The 24,530-nt window shown below is 44.1% G+C and carries 23 protein-coding genes; all 23 read left to right on the top strand.

The genetic code is table 11. The annotated features are described in order from the left end of the window. The 23 genes from GKG41_RS21880 (at position 1) to GKG41_RS21770 (ending at position 24,405) form a co-directional block, all read left to right on the top strand. The gene (locus GKG41_RS21880; protein ID WP_154262427.1) at positions 1–840 is read left to right on the top strand and encodes an Mrp/NBP35 family ATP-binding protein; all 840 of its coding nucleotides are present in this window, start codon (positions 1–3) and stop codon (positions 838–840) included. Between the two features lies 1 nt (position 841). Then, positions 842–1,201, top strand: a complete 360-nt coding sequence (locus GKG41_RS21875; protein ID WP_154262424.1) for a NifB/NifX family molybdenum-iron cluster-binding protein — start codon at positions 842–844, stop codon at positions 1,199–1,201. A gap of 256 nt (positions 1,202–1,457) precedes the next feature. Beyond that, positions 1,458–2,549 carry a tetratricopeptide repeat protein gene (locus GKG41_RS21870; RefSeq protein WP_173015685.1) on the top strand — a complete coding sequence of 364 codons (1,092 nt, stop codon included), beginning with the start codon at positions 1,458–1,460 and terminating at the stop codon, positions 2,547–2,549. 17 nt (positions 2,550–2,566) lie between these two features. Further along, the gene (locus GKG41_RS23810) at positions 2,567–2,692 is read left to right on the top strand and encodes a hypothetical protein (protein WP_264296102.1); all 126 of its coding nucleotides are present in this window, start codon (positions 2,567–2,569) and stop codon (positions 2,690–2,692) included. A gap of 10 nt (positions 2,693–2,702) precedes the next feature. Continuing rightward, the gene (locus GKG41_RS21865) at positions 2,703–3,647 is read left to right on the top strand and encodes a DUF3991 and toprim domain-containing protein (RefSeq protein WP_154262416.1); all 945 of its coding nucleotides are present in this window, start codon (positions 2,703–2,705) and stop codon (positions 3,645–3,647) included. A gap of 140 nt (positions 3,648–3,787) precedes the next feature. Then, positions 3,788–5,566: a VirD4-like conjugal transfer protein, CD1115 family gene (locus GKG41_RS21860; RefSeq protein WP_226903875.1), complete on the top strand. Its 1,779-nt coding sequence runs from the start codon at positions 3,788–3,790 to the stop codon at positions 5,564–5,566. A gap of 13 nt (positions 5,567–5,579) precedes the next feature. Beyond that, positions 5,580–5,834 (top strand): helix-turn-helix domain-containing protein, encoded by a 255-nt coding sequence (locus GKG41_RS21855; RefSeq protein ID WP_154262401.1) that lies wholly within the window; start codon positions 5,580–5,582, stop codon positions 5,832–5,834. Positions 5,835–6,051: 217 nt separating this feature from the next. Further along, a complete protein-coding gene (locus tag GKG41_RS21850; protein WP_154262397.1) occupies positions 6,052–6,261 on the top strand; it encodes a helix-turn-helix domain-containing protein in 210 nt (69 codons plus the stop codon). A 23-nt stretch (positions 6,262–6,284) separates the two neighbouring features. Further along, positions 6,285–7,676, top strand: a complete 1,392-nt coding sequence (locus GKG41_RS21845; RefSeq protein WP_154262457.1) for a LuxR C-terminal-related transcriptional regulator — start codon at positions 6,285–6,287, stop codon at positions 7,674–7,676. 143 nt (positions 7,677–7,819) lie between these two features. Beyond that, the gene (locus GKG41_RS21840) at positions 7,820–8,350 is read left to right on the top strand and encodes a hypothetical protein (RefSeq protein ID WP_154262394.1); all 531 of its coding nucleotides are present in this window, start codon (positions 7,820–7,822) and stop codon (positions 8,348–8,350) included. 72 nt (positions 8,351–8,422) lie between these two features. Then, positions 8,423–8,983, top strand: coding sequence for a DUF4352 domain-containing protein (locus GKG41_RS21835; RefSeq protein ID WP_154262390.1), 561 nt, complete (start codon positions 8,423–8,425; stop codon positions 8,981–8,983). 22 nt (positions 8,984–9,005) lie between these two features. Further along, the gene (locus tag GKG41_RS21830) at positions 9,006–11,000 is read left to right on the top strand and encodes a hypothetical protein (protein ID WP_154262386.1); all 1,995 of its coding nucleotides are present in this window, start codon (positions 9,006–9,008) and stop codon (positions 10,998–11,000) included. Between the two features lie 44 nt (positions 11,001–11,044). Further along, entirely contained in the window at positions 11,045–11,749 is a 705-nt protein-coding gene (locus tag GKG41_RS21825; RefSeq protein WP_154262383.1) for a hypothetical protein, read from the top strand. 12 nt (positions 11,750–11,761) lie between these two features. Continuing rightward, on the top strand, positions 11,762–13,612 hold the full coding sequence (locus tag GKG41_RS23660; RefSeq protein WP_226904518.1) for a zinc ribbon domain-containing protein: 1,851 nt from the start codon (positions 11,762–11,764) through the stop codon (positions 13,610–13,612). 16 nt (positions 13,613–13,628) lie between these two features. After that, positions 13,629–14,957, top strand: coding sequence for a zinc-ribbon domain-containing protein (locus tag GKG41_RS21815; RefSeq protein ID WP_154262380.1), 1,329 nt, complete (start codon positions 13,629–13,631; stop codon positions 14,955–14,957). A gap of 14 nt (positions 14,958–14,971) precedes the next feature. Further along, positions 14,972–15,334, top strand: a complete 363-nt coding sequence (locus GKG41_RS21810; protein ID WP_154262377.1) for a zinc ribbon domain-containing protein — start codon at positions 14,972–14,974, stop codon at positions 15,332–15,334. Positions 15,335–15,753: 419 nt separating this feature from the next. Next, positions 15,754–15,894 (top strand): hypothetical protein, encoded by a 141-nt coding sequence (locus GKG41_RS21805; RefSeq protein ID WP_154262374.1) that lies wholly within the window; start codon positions 15,754–15,756, stop codon positions 15,892–15,894. A gap of 976 nt (positions 15,895–16,870) precedes the next feature. Then, entirely contained in the window at positions 16,871–17,083 is a 213-nt protein-coding gene (locus GKG41_RS21795; RefSeq protein WP_154262365.1) for an SHOCT domain-containing protein, read from the top strand. A 79-nt stretch (positions 17,084–17,162) separates the two neighbouring features. Further along, positions 17,163–18,755, top strand: coding sequence for a recombinase family protein (locus GKG41_RS21790; RefSeq protein WP_154262361.1), 1,593 nt, complete (start codon positions 17,163–17,165; stop codon positions 18,753–18,755). A gap of 6 nt (positions 18,756–18,761) precedes the next feature. Continuing rightward, the gene (locus GKG41_RS21785) at positions 18,762–19,733 is read left to right on the top strand and encodes a recombinase family protein (protein ID WP_154262359.1); all 972 of its coding nucleotides are present in this window, start codon (positions 18,762–18,764) and stop codon (positions 19,731–19,733) included. Continuing rightward, positions 19,681–21,333 carry a recombinase family protein gene (locus GKG41_RS21780; RefSeq protein WP_154262356.1) on the top strand — a complete coding sequence of 551 codons (1,653 nt, stop codon included), beginning with the start codon at positions 19,681–19,683 and terminating at the stop codon, positions 21,331–21,333. The genes GKG41_RS21785 and GKG41_RS21780 overlap by 53 nt, the downstream gene beginning before the upstream one ends. 188 nt (positions 21,334–21,521) lie before the next feature. Further along, on the top strand, positions 21,522–22,367 hold the full coding sequence (locus tag GKG41_RS21775) for a KilA-N domain-containing protein (protein WP_133527984.1): 846 nt from the start codon (positions 21,522–21,524) through the stop codon (positions 22,365–22,367). Positions 22,368–23,091: 724 nt separating this feature from the next. Beyond that, positions 23,092–24,405: a hypothetical protein gene (locus GKG41_RS21770; protein ID WP_154262353.1), complete on the top strand. Its 1,314-nt coding sequence runs from the start codon at positions 23,092–23,094 to the stop codon at positions 24,403–24,405. Positions 24,406–24,530 lie beyond the last annotated feature (125 nt).

The following is a 24,530-nucleotide window of genomic DNA, read 5'->3' as shown; positions in this document are numbered from 1 at the left end:
ATGAGCGAAAATTGCAATCAAAGCTGCAGCAGCTGCTCGGAGGACTGTGCAGAAAGAAAAGAAGAAAAAACGGATTTCTCTGAGAAGCTGCATGAGATGAGCAGCGTGAAAAAGGTAATCGGTGTTGTCAGCGGCAAAGGTGGTGTTGGCAAGTCGCTTGTTACCTCTATGCTTGCGGTTACTATGAACAGAATGGGTTATCATACCGCTATTCTGGATGCAGACATTACTGGGCCTTCTATCCCTAAAGCCTTTGGTATCAAAGAAAAAGCCAAAGGCAGTGATCTTGGCCTATTTCCTGTTAAAACCAAGACCGGTATTGATATAATGTCTGTCAATTTATTATTAGAAAATGATACTGATCCAGTTGTCTGGAGAGGGCCGATTATTGCTGGTACAGTAAAGCAGTTCTGGACAGATGTTATCTGGAACGATGTGGATTTTATGTTCATCGACATGCCTCCAGGTACTGGTGATGTTCCCCTTACGGTATTTCAATCCATTGCTGTTGATGGAATTATCGTTGTGACATCTCCGCAGGAGCTGGTATCCATGATTGTGTCAAAGGCTGTCAAGATGGCTGAGATGATGAATATCCCTATTATCGGTCTGGTGGAAAACATGTCCTATTTTAAATGTCCTGACAATGGCAAGAATTATCAGATATTTGGCGAAAGCCACATTGAAGAAATTGCTGATAAGCATAATTTAAAGGTTCTTGCTAAACTACCTATTGACCCGAAAATTTCAGCTGCATGTGACAGAGGTATGATAGAGCTTTTCGATGGCAATTGGCTTGAGCCGGTTGCAAAAATATTAGAAAAAATGGAGGAAAACTAAAATGATGAAAATTGCTGTAGCAAGTGAAAATGGAATGGTGACTGAGCACTTTGGACATTGCGAAGGGTTTATGATTTTTGATGCCGAAAAAAGTCAAATTGTCAAAAGCGAAACCATTGCCAACCCCGGACACAAGCCTGGCTTTTTACCCAATTTCCTTGCCGATCGTGGTGTAAATGTCATCATCAGCGGAGGCATGGGCGGAGGTGCGGTTGAGATTTTTAATGAAAGAAACGTTGAAGTTGTTGTAGGAACTTCAGGAGATGCGAAAACTGCCGTAGAAGCGTACCTGCAAGGAACTCTTAAATCTACTGGCTCCATTTGCCATGAACATCAGCATCATGATGAGTGTGTGGAATAGATAGCATTGAACACAAGGAAATAATTGCATTATTAAAGAGACTACCCTGTTGAAAGTAAATCAGCAGGGTTTGTTTTTAAAGTATAGAAAATATCACCGTCCTTTTGCAAGGATACTCTGGACTATTTTGGGTATGTAGTCAAAGCAACCGATGTTACAAATTAACTTCCTTTCTTGTTGGTATTGGGTATAGCTATTCCTTGTGCTTTAGGGTATGCTTTGCTTGCAAAATCATGATGAACAGGAGGAACAGAAAATGGCACAAACAAAAAATCTATGCGCACAAATCCCTATTGCACTGCACCAAAAGGTATGCACAAATAAGGAGCAAGGCTTCCCTTATGCTGATTTTGAAGTGGCAAAAATGTTCCGTGATGGCGTTGGTACAGAGAAAGATGTGGAGCAAAGCACCCTATATTTTGAAAAAGCCTATATCGGTTTTGTAGGTTTGGAAAAGCAAAGTCACGATGATAAAATCCAATACCGTCTTGGCTGGATGCTGAAAAATGGCATCGGCACCAAGCAGGATATTCCCAAAGCAAAAGAATACTTTCAGAAATCGGCAAAGCTGGGCAACACCTTTGCCTGCTACGCCTTGGCAAAAATCATACTGTCCGAGGAAGCTCCTGCTGCAGAAGAAGTAAAACAAGCCGTAAAATATTTGCAGACAGCCTCCGACAGCGGAAATCCCTTTGCAGAGTATGCGTTGGCAAAGCTGTATTACGAGGGGAAATATATCGGGCAGGACATTTCACAGGCAGTGGAGCTGTTCACGCTATCGGCAGAGCAGGATAACGAATGGGCGGCTTACTCCCTCGGCAAAATTTATCTTACAGAGGAAAGCTGTATGGATATTCGCAGAGCAGTGGCTTGGCTTACCAAAGCTTCAGAAAGGAATAATCAATTTGCTCAGTACCAGCTCGGCAAGTTATATCTTGCAGGTGAGCAGCTACCCAAGAACGCCGAAAAAGCAGTTGCCTATTTTACATTATCCGCAGAGCAAGACAATCAGTATTCCCAATACATTCTCGGCAAGCTATACCTCATAGGAAACGCAGTGCCAAGGGATAAAGAAATCGCCATCAGGTGGTTTATGCTGTCGGCAGCACAAGGCAACGAATACGCACAGTTTTTCCTCGACAATATGGACAAATGGAAAGAACCATCTGTTTCCTTTGCGGTATCAAGGCTGATGCACCACATGAGCCGAATTTTTGAAAATAACCATCCACCGCAAAAATCCATGACAGGCTTACAGATTGACAGCAAGCGAATGAAAAAACTGCGCGAAAAGAAAATGGCACAGGGTCATAAACGAGATGACCTTGAACAGAAGATGAATTATTAGAAAAGGAGCTACTCCCTATGAAGAAAAAGCAAAATAACACCCACAAGAAATCTTGTGTCGGCAAATTAAATATTCCGCAGAACGCCAAAGGCTACCCAATCAAACGGGTAGCCTTTCATCGTAAAGTAGGCAAAAACAGTTAAGGAGGCACCTATGGCAAAGTACATTCATTTTACAGAGGAAGAAAAAAGACAGGCAAATGAGGTTGACCTCGTACATTTCCTATTGCAGCAGGGTGAAAATCTGCTTCCCTCCGGCAGAGAAAAACGGCTTGCCTCAGATCGCAGTATCACCATCCGAGGCAACGAGTGGTACGACCATGCCACCGACCAGGGTGGTTATGCCATTGATTTTGTAAAAAAATTCTATGGTCTGGCATTTCCCGATGCGGTGACTATGCTTTTGGGCGGCAGCTACGGTGTAGCATATCACAAGGCCGAGCCAAAAGAAATTGTGCAAAAGCCCTTTGAGTTGCCACCGCAGAATCAGGATATGCGCCGAACATTTGCCTACTTATTGAAGCACCGCAGCTTAGACAGCGAGGTGCTTCGTTTTTTTGCAAAGGAAAAGCTCATCTATGAAAGTTTGGAAAAATCTCAGGACGGCAAGCAGGAATATCACAATGCAATTTTTGTTGGATATGATGAAAACGGCATAGCCAAGCACGCCCACAAGCGTGGAATTTATTCCGAGGGAAAAAGCTACAAGGGTAATATTGAGGGCAGTAACCCCTGCTACAGTTTTCACCGTGGCAGTGTCAGTGATAGGATCTATGTTTTTGAGGCACCCATTGATCTGATGTCTTTTATCAGCATTTATAAAAACAGCGATTGGCAGCAACACAGCTATGTGGCACTATGCGGTCTGTCGGAGCAGGCGATGATGAAACAGCTTGATTTGAATGAGAATCTAAAAACCGTTGTCCTCTGCCTCGACAATGATGATGCCGGACAAAAGGCTTGTGATAAATTTCAAAAGCTACTATCTGAAAGAGGTATAACAGTCACAAGACTTGTGCCTACACTAAAGGATTTCAATGAGGATTTGGTAGAAAAAAGCAAGGAGCAAGTACTGTGCTGTGAAATGAAAATGGCATAGCAAAATATACCCAAGGGCAGAAATGTTCTTGGGTATATTCAAAATCCAGAAAAGAAAGGATAAGTCTTATGACATATTTAAATGAATTAAAATCATTGTTTAATGCACCTGTTGTAACATTGTTGGGTGTGGGACTGATAATGTTTCTTGTCATTGGTGGTCTTTCCATGCTTGCCCACTTCTATACCCTCAATGGAATTAAATCCAAAACTGTTGGTGACGGACAGCATGGTGTGGCAAGATTTCTCACCAAAAAAGAAATTAAGAAAACTTACCTCCAAGTTCCGTATGATGTGAAGCATTGGCGAGAGGGCAGAAATCTTCCTACCGAGCAAGGCTTGGTGGTTGGTTCGCTGAGTGGTAACGAAGCTGTTACAGGTTTAGTTGATACCGGAGACGTTCATTGCCTTATGATCGGCGCCGCCGGTGTTGGTAAAACGGCATTCTTCTTGTACCCAAACTTAGAATATGCCTGTGCCAGTGGTATGAGCTTCATTACAACCGACACCAAAGGAGATTTAGCAAGAAACTACGGAGCAATTGCAAAAGATAATTATGGCTACAACATAGCCGTCATTGACTTGCGTAACCCCACCAAGAGTGACGGTAACAACCTTCTGCATCTCGTTAATAAATATATGGACATGTATCGTGCAGACAAAGAAAATCTGATGGCAAAAGCAAAGGCAGAAAAGTACGCTAAAATTATTGCAAAGACAATTATTTGTAGCGATGGAGATAACTCCTCCATGGGGCAAAATGCATTTTTCTATGACTCAGCTGAGGGTTTACTCTCAGCTGTGATTTTGCTACTTGCAGAATTTTTGCCGACTACTGAAATTGACGGACAAATGGTGGACAAACGACATATCGTATCGGTATTTAAGATGGTGCAGGATTTAACAGAACCATCAAAAGTGAAAGGTAAAAGCCAATTCCAAGTGCTGATGGAGATGCTACCCTCTACACACAAAGCCAAATGGTTCGCCGGTGCAGCGTTAAACTCAAGTGAGGCAGCTATGGCATCGGTGCTGTCCACAGTGCTATCAAGGCTCAATGCGTTCCTCGACACCGAGATGGAGCAGATTTTGTGTTTCCACACTGCCATTGATGCCGAAACATTCTGTAAAGAGAAGTCTGCAATCTTCCTCATACTCCCCGAGGAGGACAATACGAAATATTTTATGGTGTCGTTATTCCTCCAGCAATTCTATCGTGAAATGCTTGCCGTAGCTGATGAAAACAGCGGTAAGCTCCCCAACCGAGTGGTCATCTATGCCGATGAGATTGGCACAATTCCGAAAATAGACAGCTTTGAGATGATGCTCTCCGCAGGTCGTTCCCGAAGAATATCCGTAGTGCCGATTATCCAATCCTTTGCACAACTTGATAAAAATTATGGCAAGGAAGGCAGTGAAATCATAACCGATAACTGTCAGTTAACCATCTTTGGTGGCTTTGCTCCCAACTCCGAAACCGCTGAAACCCTATCAAAAGCACTCGGAGCACGCACCGTTTTGAGTGGCAGCATCAGCCGCGGAAAGAACGATCCGTCACAGTCTTTACAGATGATGGAGCGACCATTGCTTACAGCTGACGAATTGAAATCACTGAAGAAAGGCAATTTTGTGGTAATGAAAACAGGAACCCATCCCATGCAGACTAGGTTGAAGCTGTTCCTTGACTGGGGCATCACCTTTGACAAAATCTATGAAACAGAGGAACGCTCTCATCGAAAGGTGTATTATGCCGATAAGGACGAGCTGGCGGAAAATATTCTGAATGGATATGGCAATAAAAAATCTGCCGACAAGACACCGCCCCAAGAGGAACTAGAGTCCTACGGTGGTATGAAGCACGCTCCTGGTCCGTCACAGGAGCTGACAGAGCAGCAGCCAAAAACAAAGCTTCGCCCATAGGAGATGATGCAATATGAGTTTGTTTGGAAATCTATATCAGCAGGATTTGCCGCCAAGGGCAAAGATTGTCTATATGTACCTAAAAGACCGCAGAAATGCAGACGGTGAATGTTGGCCAGCCGTCAAAACCATTGCAAAGGACACCTCTCTGTCAGTCAGCACAGTGAAAAGAGCCATAGCGGATTTAATTCGCTGCGGCTCTTTGACCAAGGAGAGCAGATACCGTGAGAACGGCAGTCACAGCTCTAACAGATATTTTATCAGGTGATAATTTTGCAAAACATATCCTTTCCGCCCAGGGGATACTTTTGCTTATCCGTGGACGGAGGGTGCAGTCATAATGAACCACCCAGAAGGTATCAATTTAAAAATACTTATCACAGAAAAAGAGCATATAATAGAACACAATAATACTCAAAACGACATAAAACATTGTTTGGAGGTAAAAAGTATGATATAATCAAGAAAAAGAGTGAGGTGTGATTATGTCAGAAGAAATAAATCAAGATAGATGGATTTCCTTGCAGGAGGTTTGCGATTACCTCGGTGTAAAACGACACACAATTATGCGCTGGATTGAACAGCGTGGTATGCCTGCATCAAAGGTTGGCAAGCTGTGGCGATTCAAAACTGCCGAGGTTGATGAGTGGGTCAGAAGTGGCGGATCCTCCGATGAACAGGGGGTGCCAAAGTGAAAAATATCAGAAATCATAGAGTGATGTCCGTGGCTGCGTTTTCATTCCTCTTTGCCTACCTTCTCTCTTTCGTGTTTGAGGGACAGGTGCTTTACAGTACGATAGATGCCTTTGGTACACAGACAAGTACATTCATACTTGCAGCCATTGTTGCTCATTTTGTTGGACTATTTTCCTGCGGTTTCTTTATCAAAATGCCGAACAAAGCAAAATCAACCATGGTAATCGGAATGGTAATCTGCCTAATTGCGACAGTTCCGTTTTTCTTTGCCCCTTCCACTCTCTGGCTTGTGGGTCTAGTGGTGGCAGGCTATGCCGGTGGTTGTGCCGTGGCAGCGTGGGGATTTTTCCTCAAAAAGTTCACGCCCAAGGACGAACGGATAAAATCCTGTGCTGATGTACTGATTTTCTCCAACATCATTATGATTGCAATTAACGTGATTGCCGTCAACCTATCACACGTTATTGGACTGCTTCTTTCTATGCTGTGCCTGATCCTCGGCGGGGTATTTACCACAATGCTCCCTGTTGGTGATGTTACAATCACAACAGCAGCACCGACAGCAGATCAAAAATCTCTCGGTGATATTAAAAAGCCCATGCTGGTGCTGTTTCTGTTCGTTGCTGTTATTACTGTAACTTCGGGACTGATGTATCAGGTCATCAATCCGGCGTTTGAACATTTGACCGGTCTTGTGAGCTGGTATTGGGCTGCGCCGTACATTGTTGCTCTTGCTTTTATGCGAAACCTCTCGCCCAAGAATAAAGCACAGCGTTCGCAGTTCCTCTATATAGGCATGGGTATGATTGTCGCTGCCTTTATCACCTTTATGCTTCTTTCAAGAGGCGCAGTGGACTATCTGATTGTTGACACGCTGATGCTGGGCGCCTGCGGTATTTTCGATTTATTCTGGTGGAGCATCATAGGAGAAACACTGGATTATTCCGAGAACCCCTCCAAAATGTTTGGCATCGGTCTTTCTGCCAACGTGTTAGGCGTACTCTGCGGCGATGTGCTGGGAGTCATGATAACCTCCATACAACTTCCCGAAGCGGAGGTAGCCGTGATTGCACTAACGGTAGTATGCATTACACTCGTTATTCTGCCGCCGTTGAACAGGCAGCTCACCCTGCTGCTGAAAAGCCACGTCTACCTCTCTGCCTATGCAAACATGACTGAGAACCAGCAGTCGGCGGTCGTTTGTCAGCTAAAACTGATTGACCCTTTGACAGAACGAGAAAACGAAGTGCTTACACTGATCCTTGATGGAAAAACGAACAAGGAAATTGCTGCCACCATGTGTGTTGGTGAGAGTACAGTCAAGTATCATGTAGGAAATATTCTCTCCAAGTACGGTGTGAGCAGCCGGGCAGAACTCATCAGCACCTTACTCAAGGCTCAAATTAAGGAATAGTCCAAAAGCCTGTAAATAAGCGGTTTTCAAGGCCACCTATACTAAAGTATAGGTGGTTTTTTGCGTTAAATTATACTTTTGGCGGGGGACTTTTTCCCCCACTATCTCTATGATTATGGTATCACAAGGAGGTGAATCCAAGGGTGAAAGCGATAAAAGACAGGCGAAACATCTATGTAGTGATTTCTGTGACTGCCATACTTTTGACCGTGCAGTTCATCGTGATACAAAAGCCTGCAATGGTCATTGTCTGCGGTAGCGTGACCGCTGTGGTACTGCTCCTGCTGTATCGGCAAAGTCGGTTGCTTAATGCAGCGATGGTTATCTACGACAGTCGGATTCTGACCGTGCCTTCGTGCGTTGTCACTTCCGAAACACGACCGAAGCAAACACAGGCAGAGGAAACCATCGTGTCCACCTTCGGACTGCTACTTGGGAATCGTGTCTACCAGTGGGGCTGCGAGGGCGTGTACGGTGTCCGGCTGCGAGAGGTACAAATCGACAAAGAGCATATCTGCCTGTCCTTTGGGGACGATGGCAAAATGTTGCGTGTTGAGTTACTGCACGGTCTGACCGACAGGCAAAGCGTCATGGAAATCACACAGAAGATATGGCATGAAACAAGAGTACGGGCGAAAGTTGATAGTTGGGACAGCGGACAAAATGCCCAATGACACTGATGTTTTTACCTACACAAAGGAATGATAGATAGTCAGAAATAAAATGATAAATACGGAGGTTTTCTTATGAAAAAAGCATTGATTATTATGTTGTCACTGACATTAGTATTGTCGCTCACCGCCTGCGGTGGAGGTGGAGGCGGTGAGACTTCTTCAGTAAGTCCCGCCCCTGCTGAATCGGGAAGTGCCCCTTCCAGTGAAGCGGAAGCGGATGAAATCAAGTATTACGGTATCGGCGATGCGGCAGCGGTCGACGGCATTGAGATTACAATCGACAAGATTGAAATTATTGACGATTTGAGCATTCTCCAGAAATATGCGGAGGAGTCCGTCTATGTCAAAGTTTATGCCACTGTAAAAAATATCTCTGATGAAATACAGTTTGCAAAGGATCCGCTGCTCTGCATCGTTCGAGACGGAGAGTACGACGCCGAGCTATCGGACGAGTCGCGCAACAGAGATGTATGGAATTTTGAAACCGAAGGAATGTATTTTGAGGAGGCGATCGACCCCGGTGAAACGAATAGCGGCTGGATGGTGTTCCAATTAAAACCGGACGAAAAAGAAATCATCATGAAATATAACGTCATGTACGATACCGTTAAATTTAAGCTTCCAATAGCCTAAGCGCGCAAAAGGAGATATCGTTATGAAACGAAAAATACTATCCTTCCTACTGGTAATCACCATGCTGCTGTCTTTGACGGCGGGGCTGTCAGGCTGCGGCTCTGGTAATCAGGCTAAGACTCCCGGCACACAGAAATCCGAAACCTTTACGGTGGAGGAAAACCAGACAGCCGTCACCTCGGCGGACGGCGCAGTAATGGACTTCGGCTGCCTGTTGGAGGCAGGTGAAGAGCTAATCATACAAAAGGTAACGCCCACTCCCGGCGACAGCGATGTTGACATCTATGCCTACGATTTCAAGCTTTCCTCTGGTCAACTCGAGGGAGTTGTCGAGCTTACGATACCCTATGACGACTGGGGGCTTAGTGCCGACGAGGAAATTCTGTCGGTCTGCGGCAAGTATCTAAACGAAGAAACAAAGCAATGGGAGGATGTCCTTTATACCGTGGACACAGAAACCAACAAGGTGCATATCCTCACCGACCATCTCTCCACCTACAGCGTGTTTACGATTAAAGACGAAGGAAAGCGCAGCGAATATATTTCCGATCTCAAGGCCTACGCCGCTTATATCTCTACAGCGAAGGCGGAGCGGCTACTGAAAAAATACGCCGAGCAGGGCGCATCGTGGCAGGAGGATATTGCGGCGGAATTTCTCAATGCAAACAACTCGCTGCCCATGTTCGCCGCAACAAATGTCCCCACGCTCCTATCCCTTGGCGGTGCCTATAACGAGCTGATCACCGATTCCTTTGGCGATGCGTTGACGGCTTTAGGCGTAACAACCTCCTGCGCACAGTTCGCATTCGATGCATACCAGAACGGCATGACCAGCAAGGAAACTGCCGTCGGCGGAATGAAAACCATGCTCAATCTCTGTTTGAATTTGGCAGGCTCCGGAGATTATCTGCTCAAGTCCTTTCAGGTGGCGTATGTGAGTGTGGGCGTAATCGACGTTGCGCTGACCGATGTGATGACCTTTGCCATCGCCACAAAGTACGAAAGCACCAAGGATATGTACGAAGCCTATTACAAAAGGGCAGAAAATAAGCGCAAAGCTACAGATTGGTATACGATCTTTGAAAAAATATACACAGATAACAAATCCAATCCCCAGGCAGCTATTGATAAAATGAAATCCGAGATCGACAGCTATGTAAACGAGTACTGGAATGTCGCCGCAAGCGACTGGGAGTCGTGGGTAGATGCTTATGATAAAAATGCCAAGATGTCCAAATACCCGTGGCCGTCCAAGGCAGATCAAGAAAAAATATCAAGTAACTATAAGGCGGAGCTTTATGATTACCTTGAAGTTGTGTTCCGCTCGCTGAGCCGTAAGATGTACTTTGATGTGCTTACGCAGCGGGAAGAGAACTATAAGTCCCTCATGGATCGTCTGAACACCGTCTATACCATTACAATTGCTGAGGAGGCGGTCAAGGACAAGGAGCCGAAATGGGCAAACTGCTATGTCAAGCTGGCGCCCCTGTCCGACAAAACCACCGCAGAGGCGTGGACAATCCAATTAGACGATAAGGCAAGCGGACAGATAAAATTCACATTGCTTGCGCACGAAACAGCAGGCTTCCCCATGAAACTGGAGTTCTTTGAAACCAAAGACGATTGGGAGAAGGGCAATGTGGCTGCCAGCACGAAATTAAAGCCCTTCAAGAATACCGAAAAAAACTTCACCATAAAAGCAGTCGCAGAAAAGGTGGACTATTCTGGAACCTATACAGGTGTCTTGTACGTTGCGGAAACAGGAAAAGAAATTGATGTGACCACCGTGGTCACCTTTGAAAAGGATTTTGGTGACGGCTCTTACTATAAAATTGTCTGCTCAAATGATGAAACCGGCAGCACCTATATCAACAACAGCTACTTTGTCAGGTGGTCCACAGGCGAGGCAAATATTGCGGGAGCAAAATTTGTATTCTCCGCAGACGGAATGTCGTTCAGCGCTTCCATGCGCGACCACAACGATAAAGAGTGGGGTTCCATGACCTGCCAGCGGTAAAAATGGGACACAGTAATTGGAGCAGACAGACTGGAGGTGTATCCATGAGAAGCAACATATCATCTACGGGCAGAGGTAAGAAAATCTTACCCGCAATACTTATTGCGGCCAATGTGATTATGCTGGTCGTCGGCATTTTCACTATACCGCCCAATCTGCGGGCAGAAGCAGAAAAGGAATCTTCTGTGCCGAGGGCGGAGCAAACTTCGCCCGTCACACCATCGCCGGAGGATGAAGCGCCGCCCGCGTCCGCAGAAAGCGGAGGTGTTCCATCGTCGGAGGAAACAGGTGTGAGCTTATCCACGGAGGAACGCCCCGATTTGGAGGACTTTCTCTGGTACACGGAGGACGTGGCTTACGACGGAGTTCCCTCCGACGCAAATATCATTGATAGCATCGGCTCGCTGACCGGGGGCTGGAAAGCGCTCATTATCTATGACACCGATAACGAATATGACGCGGGCGCTATGGAGTTTCTCAATATCGCCCTTGCGGGTACGCCGGAAAGCCTGAGCCTTACCCTCGACTGGTACAGCATTTTTTGGTCAAACGAGGGAGAGAGCTTCGATGAAACGGATATGGAGGACGGCGTATTTTTCGGCAAGTGGGAAAACGGGGGTCTGTGGGCGTCCGGTGCGGGAACAATACGCCTGAAGCAGTTTTATGAGCAAAATGGAAAGCAATACGCCGTCGGCACAATGGATACGCCAGACGGGATACCGGCGCTTGTAGCGCTGGTACGGCCATAAGGAGGTGCAGAGATGGGAAAATACTGTGTTAATTGCGGCAAGGAACTGCATACCGGCGCTCGCTTCTGCGCCAAATGCGGCGCGGCGGTGCTTGATGCGCCTGTGAATCCTGCTCCCGTGGCACCGCCGAAACCTACGCCGCCTATGCAGCCGATAGTCGAGGCACAGCCTCAAAAAAGCACCCTGCCCGCTGTGCCGCCAAAACGAAAAAACGCCGCAGCACCGAAGAAAAACGGCGGACGCAATACGCTGTGCATTGTGTTGTCCGTCCTGCTCTTAATACAGATCGCGGCGGTGGCGCTCTACGGCTGGCCGGGATTTATGGTGGGCGGTGGGTCGGGAAAAAGTCGAGACAGCGTCAGCGTGTTCCTACCCGCAGTAGCTGATGAGCGAGAAGCTTTGGAGCAGGCGGGTGCGATGGCAACACGGCTTTATATTATTGCTCGCCTTAAGACTGACGCTCTGACTGAATATGACCACGAAAGGGGCAGCATCGACGAGCTGAAGGTCATGACCGCCAAAGCGCTGGAGGCATGGAGACTGTGCGACTTGGCCAATACGAAGGCGGCAGAGCTGACAGATTATGCCGAAGGCTTTCACAATACGGAACAGACGCCCAAGGCAACGATGAGCAATACTGCCGCGAGGTCGGTGTCGGGAGGCTTGCTCATCACAACAGCCTACGCCGCCGAGGAAAATGCCGCTGTAAAATGGGCAAAAGACTTGACGGAGAAATACGACTCCTACCCCGCTGGGCAAAAGGTCAGACAACTGGCTGAAAATCTCGGCACAGATGCGAAAAAGGCCTATGCCCAGCTGCAAATGGCTCAGAACATCTTGACGGGAGAGGCATATTCAGCCGAGGGCGACACCATGCAAAACTTTGAAAACGCTGCTATGGCTACAAAAACAGTTTGCAAAACAGGCCTTTACATAGGAGGCGTGGTGGCGGGCGGCGGGGTTGCCAACGGTATTCTGGAGGCTGGCGGCATGGTCATAAGCGGAGTGGACACTATTGTTGATATAGCCTCCACCGGCAGCACAATCATCTGCGGCGAGAACAGCAGAGTAACAATGGCAGCAAATGATTTTAAGGATGTTATGGGCCCCATATCCGCCGTATCCGGCGGGGTCAATATCCTAACCGGCGGAATTAAATTTTCGGGTGAAGTGGCGGACAAAGTAGGAAACATCGATAAACTCTCCTACATCGGCGAGAGCCTGCACGATTTTGTGCGCGACGGCAAAATAATGGGCGGGCTTATCACCGTCGGTGAGAACGGAAAGACCAAGACTTCGATGACCGAGATAAGCACCGAGGGCAAGACTCCAGCGGAAATAGAAAAAGAGCTGGAGCAAACCGGTCTGTCCCTGCCGGATGGAGAGGATAAAACCTCTGCGGAGCTGGCGGAGGAGATGGAAGAGAAATACTACTATACTGAGGATGAGATAAACGAAATAGTTGAGTATCTGCGAGAACTGCTTTATGAAATGTTCCTAAAGCCTGAGCAGGAATCGCCCGAAGCCATGCCGGAATCCCCGGAGCAGGTGGATGTACAGTGGTTCAACGGTCATTGGAACAGGCTCTATTCTGACGGCACGGACAGCGGCAACGAAAATTTTGATCTAAGCATCGAGATCATCGACAGCTTGAATTGTAATTATCGATTCAATTACGGCGGCAGTGCGACTACGACTTATCGTTCAACGTCCTATGTTTTTGACGCGAAGTCGGGACAATTGACCTTATTAGATACATTCGACGCGGGAGATGTAGTCCTGACCAGGTACGGAAAAGACGATGGCGACTATGGAAGAGAATATCTGCGCGCACTCTGGTCTGATTTTGTACGGGTAGATTGAAAAAGGGGAAAATACTATGGCAAAGAAGAAAACAAGCAAAAACATCCCACTGCCCATCCTTATCCTGATTTGCGCCGTGCTGCTGTTTGCCATGTATACCAGCGTCAGCACCATTGCGTTGGCAATTTGGGGCGATTCTGTCATGGGTACGGTGGACAGCTATCAGGCACGGCTGAACCATACCAACGCGGGGCCAAACCGCTCCCGCACAGTTTCCAAGGGCTATTGGTTTATGGCAAACGGCAAGGAATACCGGGGCTATGTGATATATGGCAGCGACGAGGCGTGGCCGAGCTTGGATGAAGGCGAAACACGCGACCAGCGCATCCGTTACCTTGGCTTTTTACCTTATGTGAATAAGCCCGCCATGCTGTGCGAATTTAGCGAGATGGGCGAAGTGGCAATTATTTACCACATTCTCGCCCCTATCGGTTATCTGCTTTTGCTGCTGCTCGTCATTCGCACAGCCAGACGCGGGAAAAAGAAGAAATTAGCGGCGAGGAAGCCCGCCGCTCCTCAAATTATTGAGCAAAGGAGTGATACGGATATGTTTTGTCCTAACTGTGGAAACAAGCTGTCGGAGGGCGCGGCTTTCTGTTCGAGCTGCGGCGCAAAAATACAAGCAAACGCCCCCGGTGTGTGTACGGTCTGCGGCGCAGAGTTGCCGGAGGGAGCCGAATTTTGCATTGGCTGCGGAGCGGCGATAAATCTGGCAACGCCGAAGCCGGTGGAGCCGCGTCAAACGGCAACACCTACGCCATCACTTGGCGGCGCGGGACTGGTCGGCTTTTCCGACAGGTGTAATTCACCCGAGATACTGGCCGCCGCGCAGAAAAACAAGAAATCCTCTATTGGCTGTATGTGGATACTGGTGTTCGTGCCGCTCATCGGCTTTCCCATCGCCGGTCTGTTGATTGACGAGATGCCCTTTGGGGAATCTCTTGTCATCGGCGTGGGCATCGCCATTGTCATGCTCATCGTCAACCTGCTGGCGCTATGGAGAACAAAGCAGCCAATGTGGGAGGGCGTGGTCGTAAATCAGTACAGCAAGGAGAAAAGCGAGCATAGAGGCGGCGAGGATGATAACTACAGAACCTATACGGAATATACCACGATCATTAACACCGATGCGGGCAAGAAAAAAACCATCGTGGAAAAGGACAGCGGTCGGCATATGTACGACTATCTCTCCGTTGGTGACAGGGTGCGGTATCACCCAAGATTCGGTACATACGAGAAATACGATAAATCCAAAGACCGCATCGTCTACTGTAACGTCTGCACTATGATGAACCCCATACAAAACGACCGCTGTAAGCGGTGCAATAACCTGTTATTCAAATAAGGAGGATCGCTGTAATGGAGAGATTTAACACCATGCAGGAGGCGGCGGAGCTTGCCGTCACACGCTGCACACACTGGAGTTTTGTAACTTCCAAAGACAGATACAATCTAAACGGCTTGCTGGCGCTGGCCGAAATGAGCGATAGTGAAGACCCCATAGACGAGGACAGTTTTTATGTGGTATCGCCCACCGGAGCCATCGGCTTATGCAACGATGGCGAGGACATTGACTGGCTGTTTCTGTCCGACGCTGCACCGGATGAGGATTTACCGCTGACATATACGGCTGCTCCGCAAATAAAGTTCTGTCCTCACTGCGGAGCTCCCGCCGTTTCAGGTGCGCGGTTTTGCGAAAAGTGCGGAAATCATTTAAGGTAAAGTTTTCATGCTAGTAAGGTTGTTGTTATATTTGAAAGGCTCCTTATTTATGGAGTAACAATAATAAAAATCACAAAAAGCAGTGCCGGTGCTTGAAAATCAAGTTGCTGGCACTGCTTTTTTATACGGTGCAATTTCTCAATAAAATGAGGGATTATGACAGCCATCTTCGGATGAGTGCAAAGGGCAGGAATAGCTCCTCTAAGGAGGTGTTTGCATGCCCTGTCCAAATTGTCCCCCAAGGATAGAAACAGAACAATTTCATAGAGATATAAAAAGCGTCATAACTTCTATCAGCGAAGTTGTGACGCTTTTTCGCATATACATAGTAACTATGCAGAGCGACATATATTGCTGTCGTTCTCCTCCGCTTCTGACATTTTGACAAGAAATCAAAATTCAGAAAACGGAGGAAAATTATGTTTGATAACACAAATCCATATAAACTACGCATAGAGATAATACTGGATCAAAAGCACTACTATGCATCCTTTCAGAATGCGGAAAATCAGATGGTGGAAATTGAGATTGCCCCAACGGTGGCAGATTGGCTGTTTTAGAAATTTGTCCGCAAGGAACGCAATCTCAGACGATCCGATGAGCGAAACTTGGAGTATTCGGAAGTAACTGAGCAGACTTTGCACGCGAGAGTACTCAATAGACCAAAATCCTTGGAGGAAATTGCTCTGGAACGGCTGCAGAATGAAATGCTGTGGAAAGCCATCAATGTGTTGCCAAAGGTTCAGAGAAGAAGGTTGATTTTATACTACTTTGAGAACTTTACTTACGAGCAAATCGCCAAGATAGAGGGGTGTTCAGCAAGGGCAGTTAAATATAGCGTAGATAGTGCAAAAGCCAATTTGAAAAATTTTATTGAAAAAAATTAAAAAACACACTTCAAAAATCGCTTAGAAGTGTGGAAACAGGTGAAGGGATATATTCTCTTCCCTGTTTTCTTTTGAAAGCAGGATTGTTCTTTGAAAATTTTATATCCGATTTCATAAATACATTAGTTGATGAGCCAGAAACGGACAAGCAACATAGGTAGGAGCGCCAAGACCACCTGTAGGAAAAAAGATGAAATGCGAAGTCACTTACAATATTTAAAGTTCGTTCAGACTTCTTTCTTTCCTATCAAAGCGGCCAACAGGGATTTCCAAATCTCAAAGGTGCATAGCGGTACCCTCCTGACCTTAAAACAATTCACGGCGGATTGTTTGCCAAAACCACATCAGCCTACAATGATACTTCTGCCCAGCCACAGACACAAGCAATGGGGGCAGCCGGTGGAGATCCCAGCGGAGGTGAAAGTCCTATGACGAAAGCCAGCCACTTTCGGTTTATGAAATCGCCATTAGCACTTGGGAAGTTGTGTCGAATTAAGTGCAGAAGAAAAATCTTAATGTTAGAAGCAATGGGGATTGCTCTAAACTATTTCCCTTCACAGTTATTATGGGTGCAGGGCAAAAACGAAAAGAGCAGTCCCTATTTTTGTGATATTAAGAAAATAAAGTGTATTGGATTGGAGGGGTTATTATGAGTTTAGATATTATGAAAATAGGTGCAGATATTGCCGAGGAACACCGAATGGATATGGTGCAGTCAGCAAAAGAAGTGGAATATAAAATGTCGCTAAAATTGCTTGAGATACTGAAACGCAGAGGGATTGTATCTGATGTTGAATATGCACAAATTGATGCACTAAATCGCCAATCCTTCTCTCCGGCACTTCAAAAAGTATATGTGTAAAAACACTAGCTATATAGAAAAGCTTGTGGTATTGTGTGTTACTAACAGAGGGGTATCCTCTGGGAAAGGAGGACATCCGATGATAAAAAAAGTGAAAACCATTGAACCAATCAGGCAAAAGGTTCTTGGAGAACTACGGCCGAAGAAAAAGGTATGTGCCTATTGCCGAGTCAGTACCGATTCAGCAAAGCAGCATACATCCTATGTGGCACAGACAGAATATTATCAGCAGTATATTCAAGGTCGAGAAGATTGGGAGTATGTCGGCATTTTTGCGGACGAAGCGAAAACGGCAACCAAGGTGAAAAATCGTGATGAATTTTTACGGATGATAAAGGAATGCGAAAAAGGTAATATCGATATGATTATCACCAAATCCGTCACAAGGTTTGCCAGAAATACGGTAGACAGTATAGAAACCATCCGAAAGCTGAAAGCACTTGGCATAGCGGTATTTTTTGAAAAGGAAAATATCAATACCATGTCAGAGCAGAGTGAGCAAATGCTGACCATTTTAAGCTCCATCGCACAGGGCGAATCGGAAAGTATTTCTACCAATAACCGCTGGGGCATCCAAAAACGCTTCCAAGATGGCAGCTTTAATATCGGATGTGTGGCATATGGATACACCAAGGATGAAGATGGCGAGCTTATCATAAAAGAGGATGAAGCAGAAATCATACGCAGGATTTTCAATGAATATCTCGCAGGAAAAGGTAGTTACACCATTGCAAAAGAATTAAACCGTGATAACATTCCCACCATCCGCAATGCACAAAAATGGAATGACAGCGTGGTAAAGGAGCTTTTGCAAAATCCCATCTATGAGGGTGAGCTGCTTATGCAGAAAACCTATACGACAGAGGTACTTCCCTTTACCAAAAAGCGAAATAATGGCGAACTGCCAATGTATTCTATCAAAGAAAACCACCCAGCAATTATCACACAGCAGCAGGCAGAAAGAGTGCGAGAAATCTATGCCTACCGCAGAATACAGATGGGCGTGGATGATAGCGGAAAATATCAAAATCGCTATGAATTCAGCAGCAAAATTATCTGCAAAGAATGCGGCGGAATATTTCGCAGGCAAAAAATTTATATCGGCAAACCCTACGAGAAAATACAATGGTCTTGTATTACTCACATTGAGAACATCAAAAAGTGCAAAATGAAAGCAGTGAGAGAGGACATTATCAAGAATGCCTATCTTACCATGTGGAATAAGCTGGTCAGCAACTACAGCGAAATCCTCTATCCCCTCTTGGAATCACTAAAAAGTCTCAGAACCAGCCAAGAGCAGGAAGTGCAGATTTTTGAGCTGAATAATAAAATAACGGAATTAACAGAGCAGAGTCGTATCCTAAGCAGAGTTGTGCAAAAGGGATATATAGACTCTGCTATTTTTATGGAACAGCAAAATACTCTGAATGTCCAAATCGAAGAATACAAGAAACGGCGAAATGCCTTGCTTGATGATAACGGATATGAAAAAGAAATTGATGGCACAAACAGGCTGCTGCAAATTATTAAATATAACCCTGTCATTATGGAGGAATATCAAGAGGAATTATTTATCCATACCGTAGACAAGGTGTTAATCGGAAATAACGGAGATATCACCTTCCGACTGATTAATAGCCTTGAACTGACAGAAATAATTACAAGGGGGTAAAACAAAATGCAAACACACTTACCGATTGGATATAAAATGGTAGATGGCAAAATTCAGATTGAACAGGAAAAATCAGCTACTGTAAAGAAAATTTACAGCGAATATGTAAATGGAAAATCTATACTTTCCATCTCAAAAGAGCTGAAAGAAAATAATGTACCCAATGCCAACAATAAAACCAACTGGACGCATGGTGCAGTGGGGAAAATCCTGCAAAACATCAAGTACGTGGGTGATGACCTTTATCCCCCACTTATCACCAAGGAACTGTTCCATCATGCACAGGAAAAACGACAGCAAAAAACGGCACAGTTAGGGAGAACGGCACAGCTTAACAGTATGAATAACCACCATGCTTTTACAAACAGGATATTTTGCGGAGAGTGCGGAGAACCATACCGCAAATATGTGGAACACTGCGGTAAGCCGCAGGAAAAGGTACGCTGGAAATGCAAAAAGTATATTTATAATAACAGAGTCGTATGCAGAAATCTTTTCTATACTGAGGATGAAATAAAGGCTGTTGTTACATCGGCAATCAATAAACTGCTTCATAAAAGAAATCTGCTGGATAAGCCCTATCGTAAAGAACCTATGAAAAAGGATATGGAGCTAAGAGAGGTAGAGGTGCAAATTGAGGAATTGGAGGAACAAGAGCAGTTTTCCTCGCCAGACCTTGCATCGCTTATCTTCAAACGAGCAGAGCTTACCTACAAAGCTTCAAAAATTGATGATTACCAATATGCTACCCAAAGGATTAGGGAGAGCATAGAGGAAATCCATGAACTGGCAGATTTTAATGAAGAACTGATGGTGCAGATTATCAAGAAAATCACCATCTACAAAGATGGAAAAATAGAAACAGAATTTATCAATGGACTGAAATTCAGCGAAATTTTAGAATACAAACGAAAGGATGAGCCTAATGGCAGTACAGAAAAAGAATGTGGCGATTATACCGCCACAGATGAAATATGATAAACAGCTTCGAGTAGAGCAGAAAACCTTGCGTGTAGCCGCCTACTGCCGAGTAAGCACCTTGCTGGAACAGCAGGAGGGTAGCTACGAAGCTCAGGTAGATTACTATACCAATAAAATAAACAGCAACCCCAACTGGAAGTGCGCCGGTATATTCGCTGACGACGGAAAAAGTGCCACGCAGACCAATAAGCGAGATGACTTCAATGCCATGATAGATGCCTGCCTTGCAGGAAAAATAGACTTAGTGCTTACCAAATCGGTCAGCAGATTCGCAAGAAATACAGTAGATGCCCTGCAGAATATCCGAAAGCTGAAAGAGAAAAGTATCCCCGTCATCTTCGAAAAAGAGGGCGTGAATACAATGGAAAGCGGTGGCGAGCTGCTCATCACCATTCTAAGCAGCCAAGCACAGGAGGAAAGCCGTAACATCAGCGAGAATACCAGATGGGGATTAACAAGAAGATTTGAAAATGGTCAGATATCTGTCAACCACAAGAAATTTTTAGGCTACACCAAAGACGAGGACGGAAACCTTGTGATAGTGCCGGAAGAAGCAGTCATCGTCAAGCGGATTTTCCGAGAATATCTGGAGGGCAGCAGTATCATCAACATCGCCCGAGGATTGCAGCGAGATGGCATTAAAACAGTGACAGGTCTTGACCACTGGCACCCAGGAACCATAGACAAAATGCTCTCAAACGAGAAGCTGTGTGGGGATGCCTGTATGCAGAAAACCTATACCGTAGATTTTCTCACCAAGAAAAAGGTCAAAAATGACGGCTATGTCAGACAGTACTATATCGAAGATAATCATGAAGCTATCATACCCAAGGAGCTGTTCCATCAGGTGCAGGAGGAAAAACTCCGTAGAGCATCCCTGAATAAAGCGGCGGTAACCCGAAAGAAAAGCAAAGAGGAAAAAGAAAAAAGCAAATACAGCTCCAAATACATACTGACCGACCTCATGGTCTGTGCGGAATGTGGACACGCCTACCGCAGGCAGATATGGAGCAAATACGGTGAAAAATCAGCAGTGTGGCGATGTGAAGATAGGCTTAAACAAGGCAAAAAATCAAGATGTCAGAACTCACCGACCTTAAAAGAGGAACAGCTCCACGATGCCATCATGACAGCGATAAACAGTGTGGTGGAAAATACAGGTGAATTTATAGGCACCTTCCGAGAAAATGTCATCAGAGTCATCGGCAGCTACAGTACTCAAGGAGTTACAACGGAATATGACGAGCAGATAGAAAAGCTGCAACAGCAAATGCTGGTACTCATAGAAAATAACGCAAAGCAAGGAGCTGTCAGCGAGGATTTTGATGCGGAATATAAGCAGCTATTCGAGCAGATAAATGAACTGAAAACAGCAAAAATCCAAATGGTGCAGGCACAGAAACAGGCGGAAAACTATAAGGAGCGTGTGGATCAGCTGGACAAAGCGATTACTACAGTAAACCCACAGGTGCGAGAGTTCGACCAAGACCTTGTAAAACGGCTCATATCCTCCATCAAAGTGCATAAGGGCATGAGGCTGGAGATACAATTCCACTCGGGGATTGTGGTGAAACAGGAAGTAGACTACTATGAATAGGCAGTAAAATAGGAGTGGGGGTGTTCCCCACTCCTATGCTGTGATTGCTAAGACTAAAGCCTTTGGTGCGTGTCGAGGGCTTTAGTCTTTGCAATTATTAGAACAAGAAGGTTGATGTTGTAATAAGGCAAAAAAAGATATAAAATAAAGTGTGTAGATTAGCGAATAAACATGAGAGGAAAATCACTATGAAAAAGCCTGTAAAAGAAACTATTCATGCTAAAGGTGTAGATATAACCATATATACACATAATTTTCAAGATGAATTTTTATCATTGACGGATATTGCACGCTATAAAAATGCAGATTATCCAAGTGATGTGATTAATAATTGGATGCGTAATCGTAACACAGTTGAATATTTGGGGATTTGGGAGCGAATACATAACCCTGATTTCAATTCCCTCGAATTCGAGGGAATTGACCGAGAAGCAGGTCGTAATGCTTTTGTGCTTACACCGAAGCGTTGGATTGAAACGACAGCTGCAATTGGAATGACCTCAAAGCAAGGAAGATATGCTGCAACTTTTGCACATAAAGATATTGCATTAAAATTTGCAGCATGGCTTTCCCCTGAGTTTGAATTGTATATCATTAAAGACTATCAACGATTGAAAAGTGATGATAGTAGCCGCCTTTCATTAAATTGGAATTTAAACCGTGAAATTGCAAAACTGAATTACAGAATTCACACAGATGCAATTAAGGGGAATCTTATTCCGCCGCAGCTGACGCCGTATCAGATATCCGTTACTTACGCCAGTGAAGCAGATGTGCTGAATGTTGCATTATTTGGTATTACCGCAAAAGAATGGCGAGAGCAAAACCCCGGTAAAGCTGGCAATATGCGAGATGATGCTACACTAAACCAGCTACTTGTCTTGTCTAATATGGAAAGCTATAATGCTATTCTAATTGAGCAAGGAAAGCCGCAGGGGGAGCGATTAAAATTGCTAAATGAATTGGCAATCAGACAATTGAAAACCATAGAACAAATCAATACAGATACCATTAAAAAGCTTGAAGAAAAATAGATGAATAGGTCTCATTTATGACGGAAGATGTGTTGCCGCCAAGGAACTGTTAGGTCTTGGCAGCATACTTATTGTCTCCTCAAGGCATGTCGAGTCGGTAATAATGATGCGGAATTGTGGTTTGAAAGGAAAATAGAGGGGTTAAATCACAAGATATAGTGATTTTTAGCGAAAAATCGAGGGAAAAATCGAGGGAAAAATCGGGCAAAAAAGGCAGGGGTTTTATAGCGAACTGACTGAAAAAAGGCGGTGCCGGCGTGAGTGCTGATGTGGCTAATTTCATAAGAAAATATAAAAGAGAACTCCGCATGGAGTTCTCAGAATAATTGGAGGTCTAGGGTAGTGCTTATTAACTACGTGCTACCTTTACACTATATCGCCGCAACCACCTAGACCTAAAAATAAGATTTCTTTCATAGTATCTGTTCCCTCCATCAACACAAATTTAAATGTATCATAGATTAGACCTGAAACGATAGAATTAAACAGTAATCCTATTATGGTAGCGATACTTGGAATCGAACCAAGACCTGTTGCTAACTTAATGTACATTTACAGTTTACAAAAAAGTATAAGATGAGTCAAGTGAAATAAATTCGTTTTTGACATCACTTTATTAAATTGGAGAGATAGAAAGAATTTCTAACGTGTGATAAAATTGCAATAGAAAATATATGGGAAGATTTTTGGAATGAAGTGAAATAAATAGAACGGAGATATTATCATGAAATGTATTTATTGTAATTCAGAAACAGAACTTACCTCATCTGATATAATCACATATGCAATTACAGGTGCAAAGTTAACTAAATCTTTTGTATGTAAAACGCATAATGCGTTAACTAACGATAATTACGAAAAAAAATTTGTTGGTGACTTAGACTTTTTTAGGAATCACTTGGGTTTTTCTACACGTGACGGAAAACCTATTCAGTATATGGCAGATATATCAGTAGATGGAACAGAGATGCATAATGTAAAAATTAGTACAAGGGAAGCACTATATGCTCCTAAAAATGTTGTGTCTGGATTTGATGATGACGGAAAAAAAGTTATAATGGCACCTATGCCAAAGATAGAGAAAATTAGTAAGGGACAAGACATTTCTACCGTTAATATAAGTGATGTTACGATTCATAAAACGGTTTCTTCTGATAATTTTCTTGGATTTTATGCAGTTCATAGCGTAGCTAAAATGGCTTATGAATGGTACTGTTATGTGAACCATATAGAAGAACTCATAAAGGAAAATAGTGAAATAGTGAATTATATATTGGGTAAAAGTGAAGTTTGTCCAGTTGATATTATAATTGATGGAAACTACTATACTGCGATTGACCAGCTTTCAGAAGTAGGAACAAATGCTTTTTTTCAATATGATGATATTGATGGGTATAGATATGTGGTTTTTGACTTATGGAAAACAATTTCATATAGAGTGAAAATTTGCAAATCTCCGGATGTTAGTTCTTTAACTCAAAATATATTGTTTTTTGAACTTTACTTATATCATGTTGATGGAAGTAAGTCGGAAACTTCTTTTGGTGTATACTCTCTTGATGATAATAAAAAAGCTGCTTTTGTTACTATTCAACCACAAGATATGACTGTTGAATTGTGGAAAGTTTTTGTAAGTAGGATTGAAATGATAATGTCAACAATGGTTTTATCTATCAATATCTTGAAACGTGAAGTTGATTCACTTCACGCCAAATTGAAGAAATATGATGAAGAAAAAATAGATATTGTACAGTTACTTGGATTTGAGGAAAACAATGTAGTAACTGTAATTGATATCATTACCCAATTATTTGCGAATAAAAATAGATATGATCCAACAAAAACATTTAATCAGAATTTGTCGTTAATGCTAAACTTAAGTAGTGATACCATAGGAAAATCATTGGAGGAGAAAAAGACCTTCGTAAAATATTTAGTTGGTTTGGATAAAAAGAAAGAGCTATCTGATTATATACGGAATGGAATTAGTATATTTTATGAAATGTACGAAAATGAAGAAAGATTAACAAAACAATAATTTTTACATAGCTGAGAGGTTTACTTAACTGAAAATCCCTTGGCTTATTTACTATGAAACAAAAACCATCGGATAGCCAAAAAAGCGCATACTATCCCTATTAAACTTTTAATCGTCCATTTTGA

This window comes from Lactonifactor sp. BIOML-A5 (assembly GCF_009677585.1).
GTDB lineage: Bacteria > Bacillota > Clostridia > Lachnospirales > Lachnospiraceae > Lactonifactor.
Note: the sequence above shows the minus strand (reverse complement) of the source record. Positions and strands in the feature narration are given on the sequence as shown.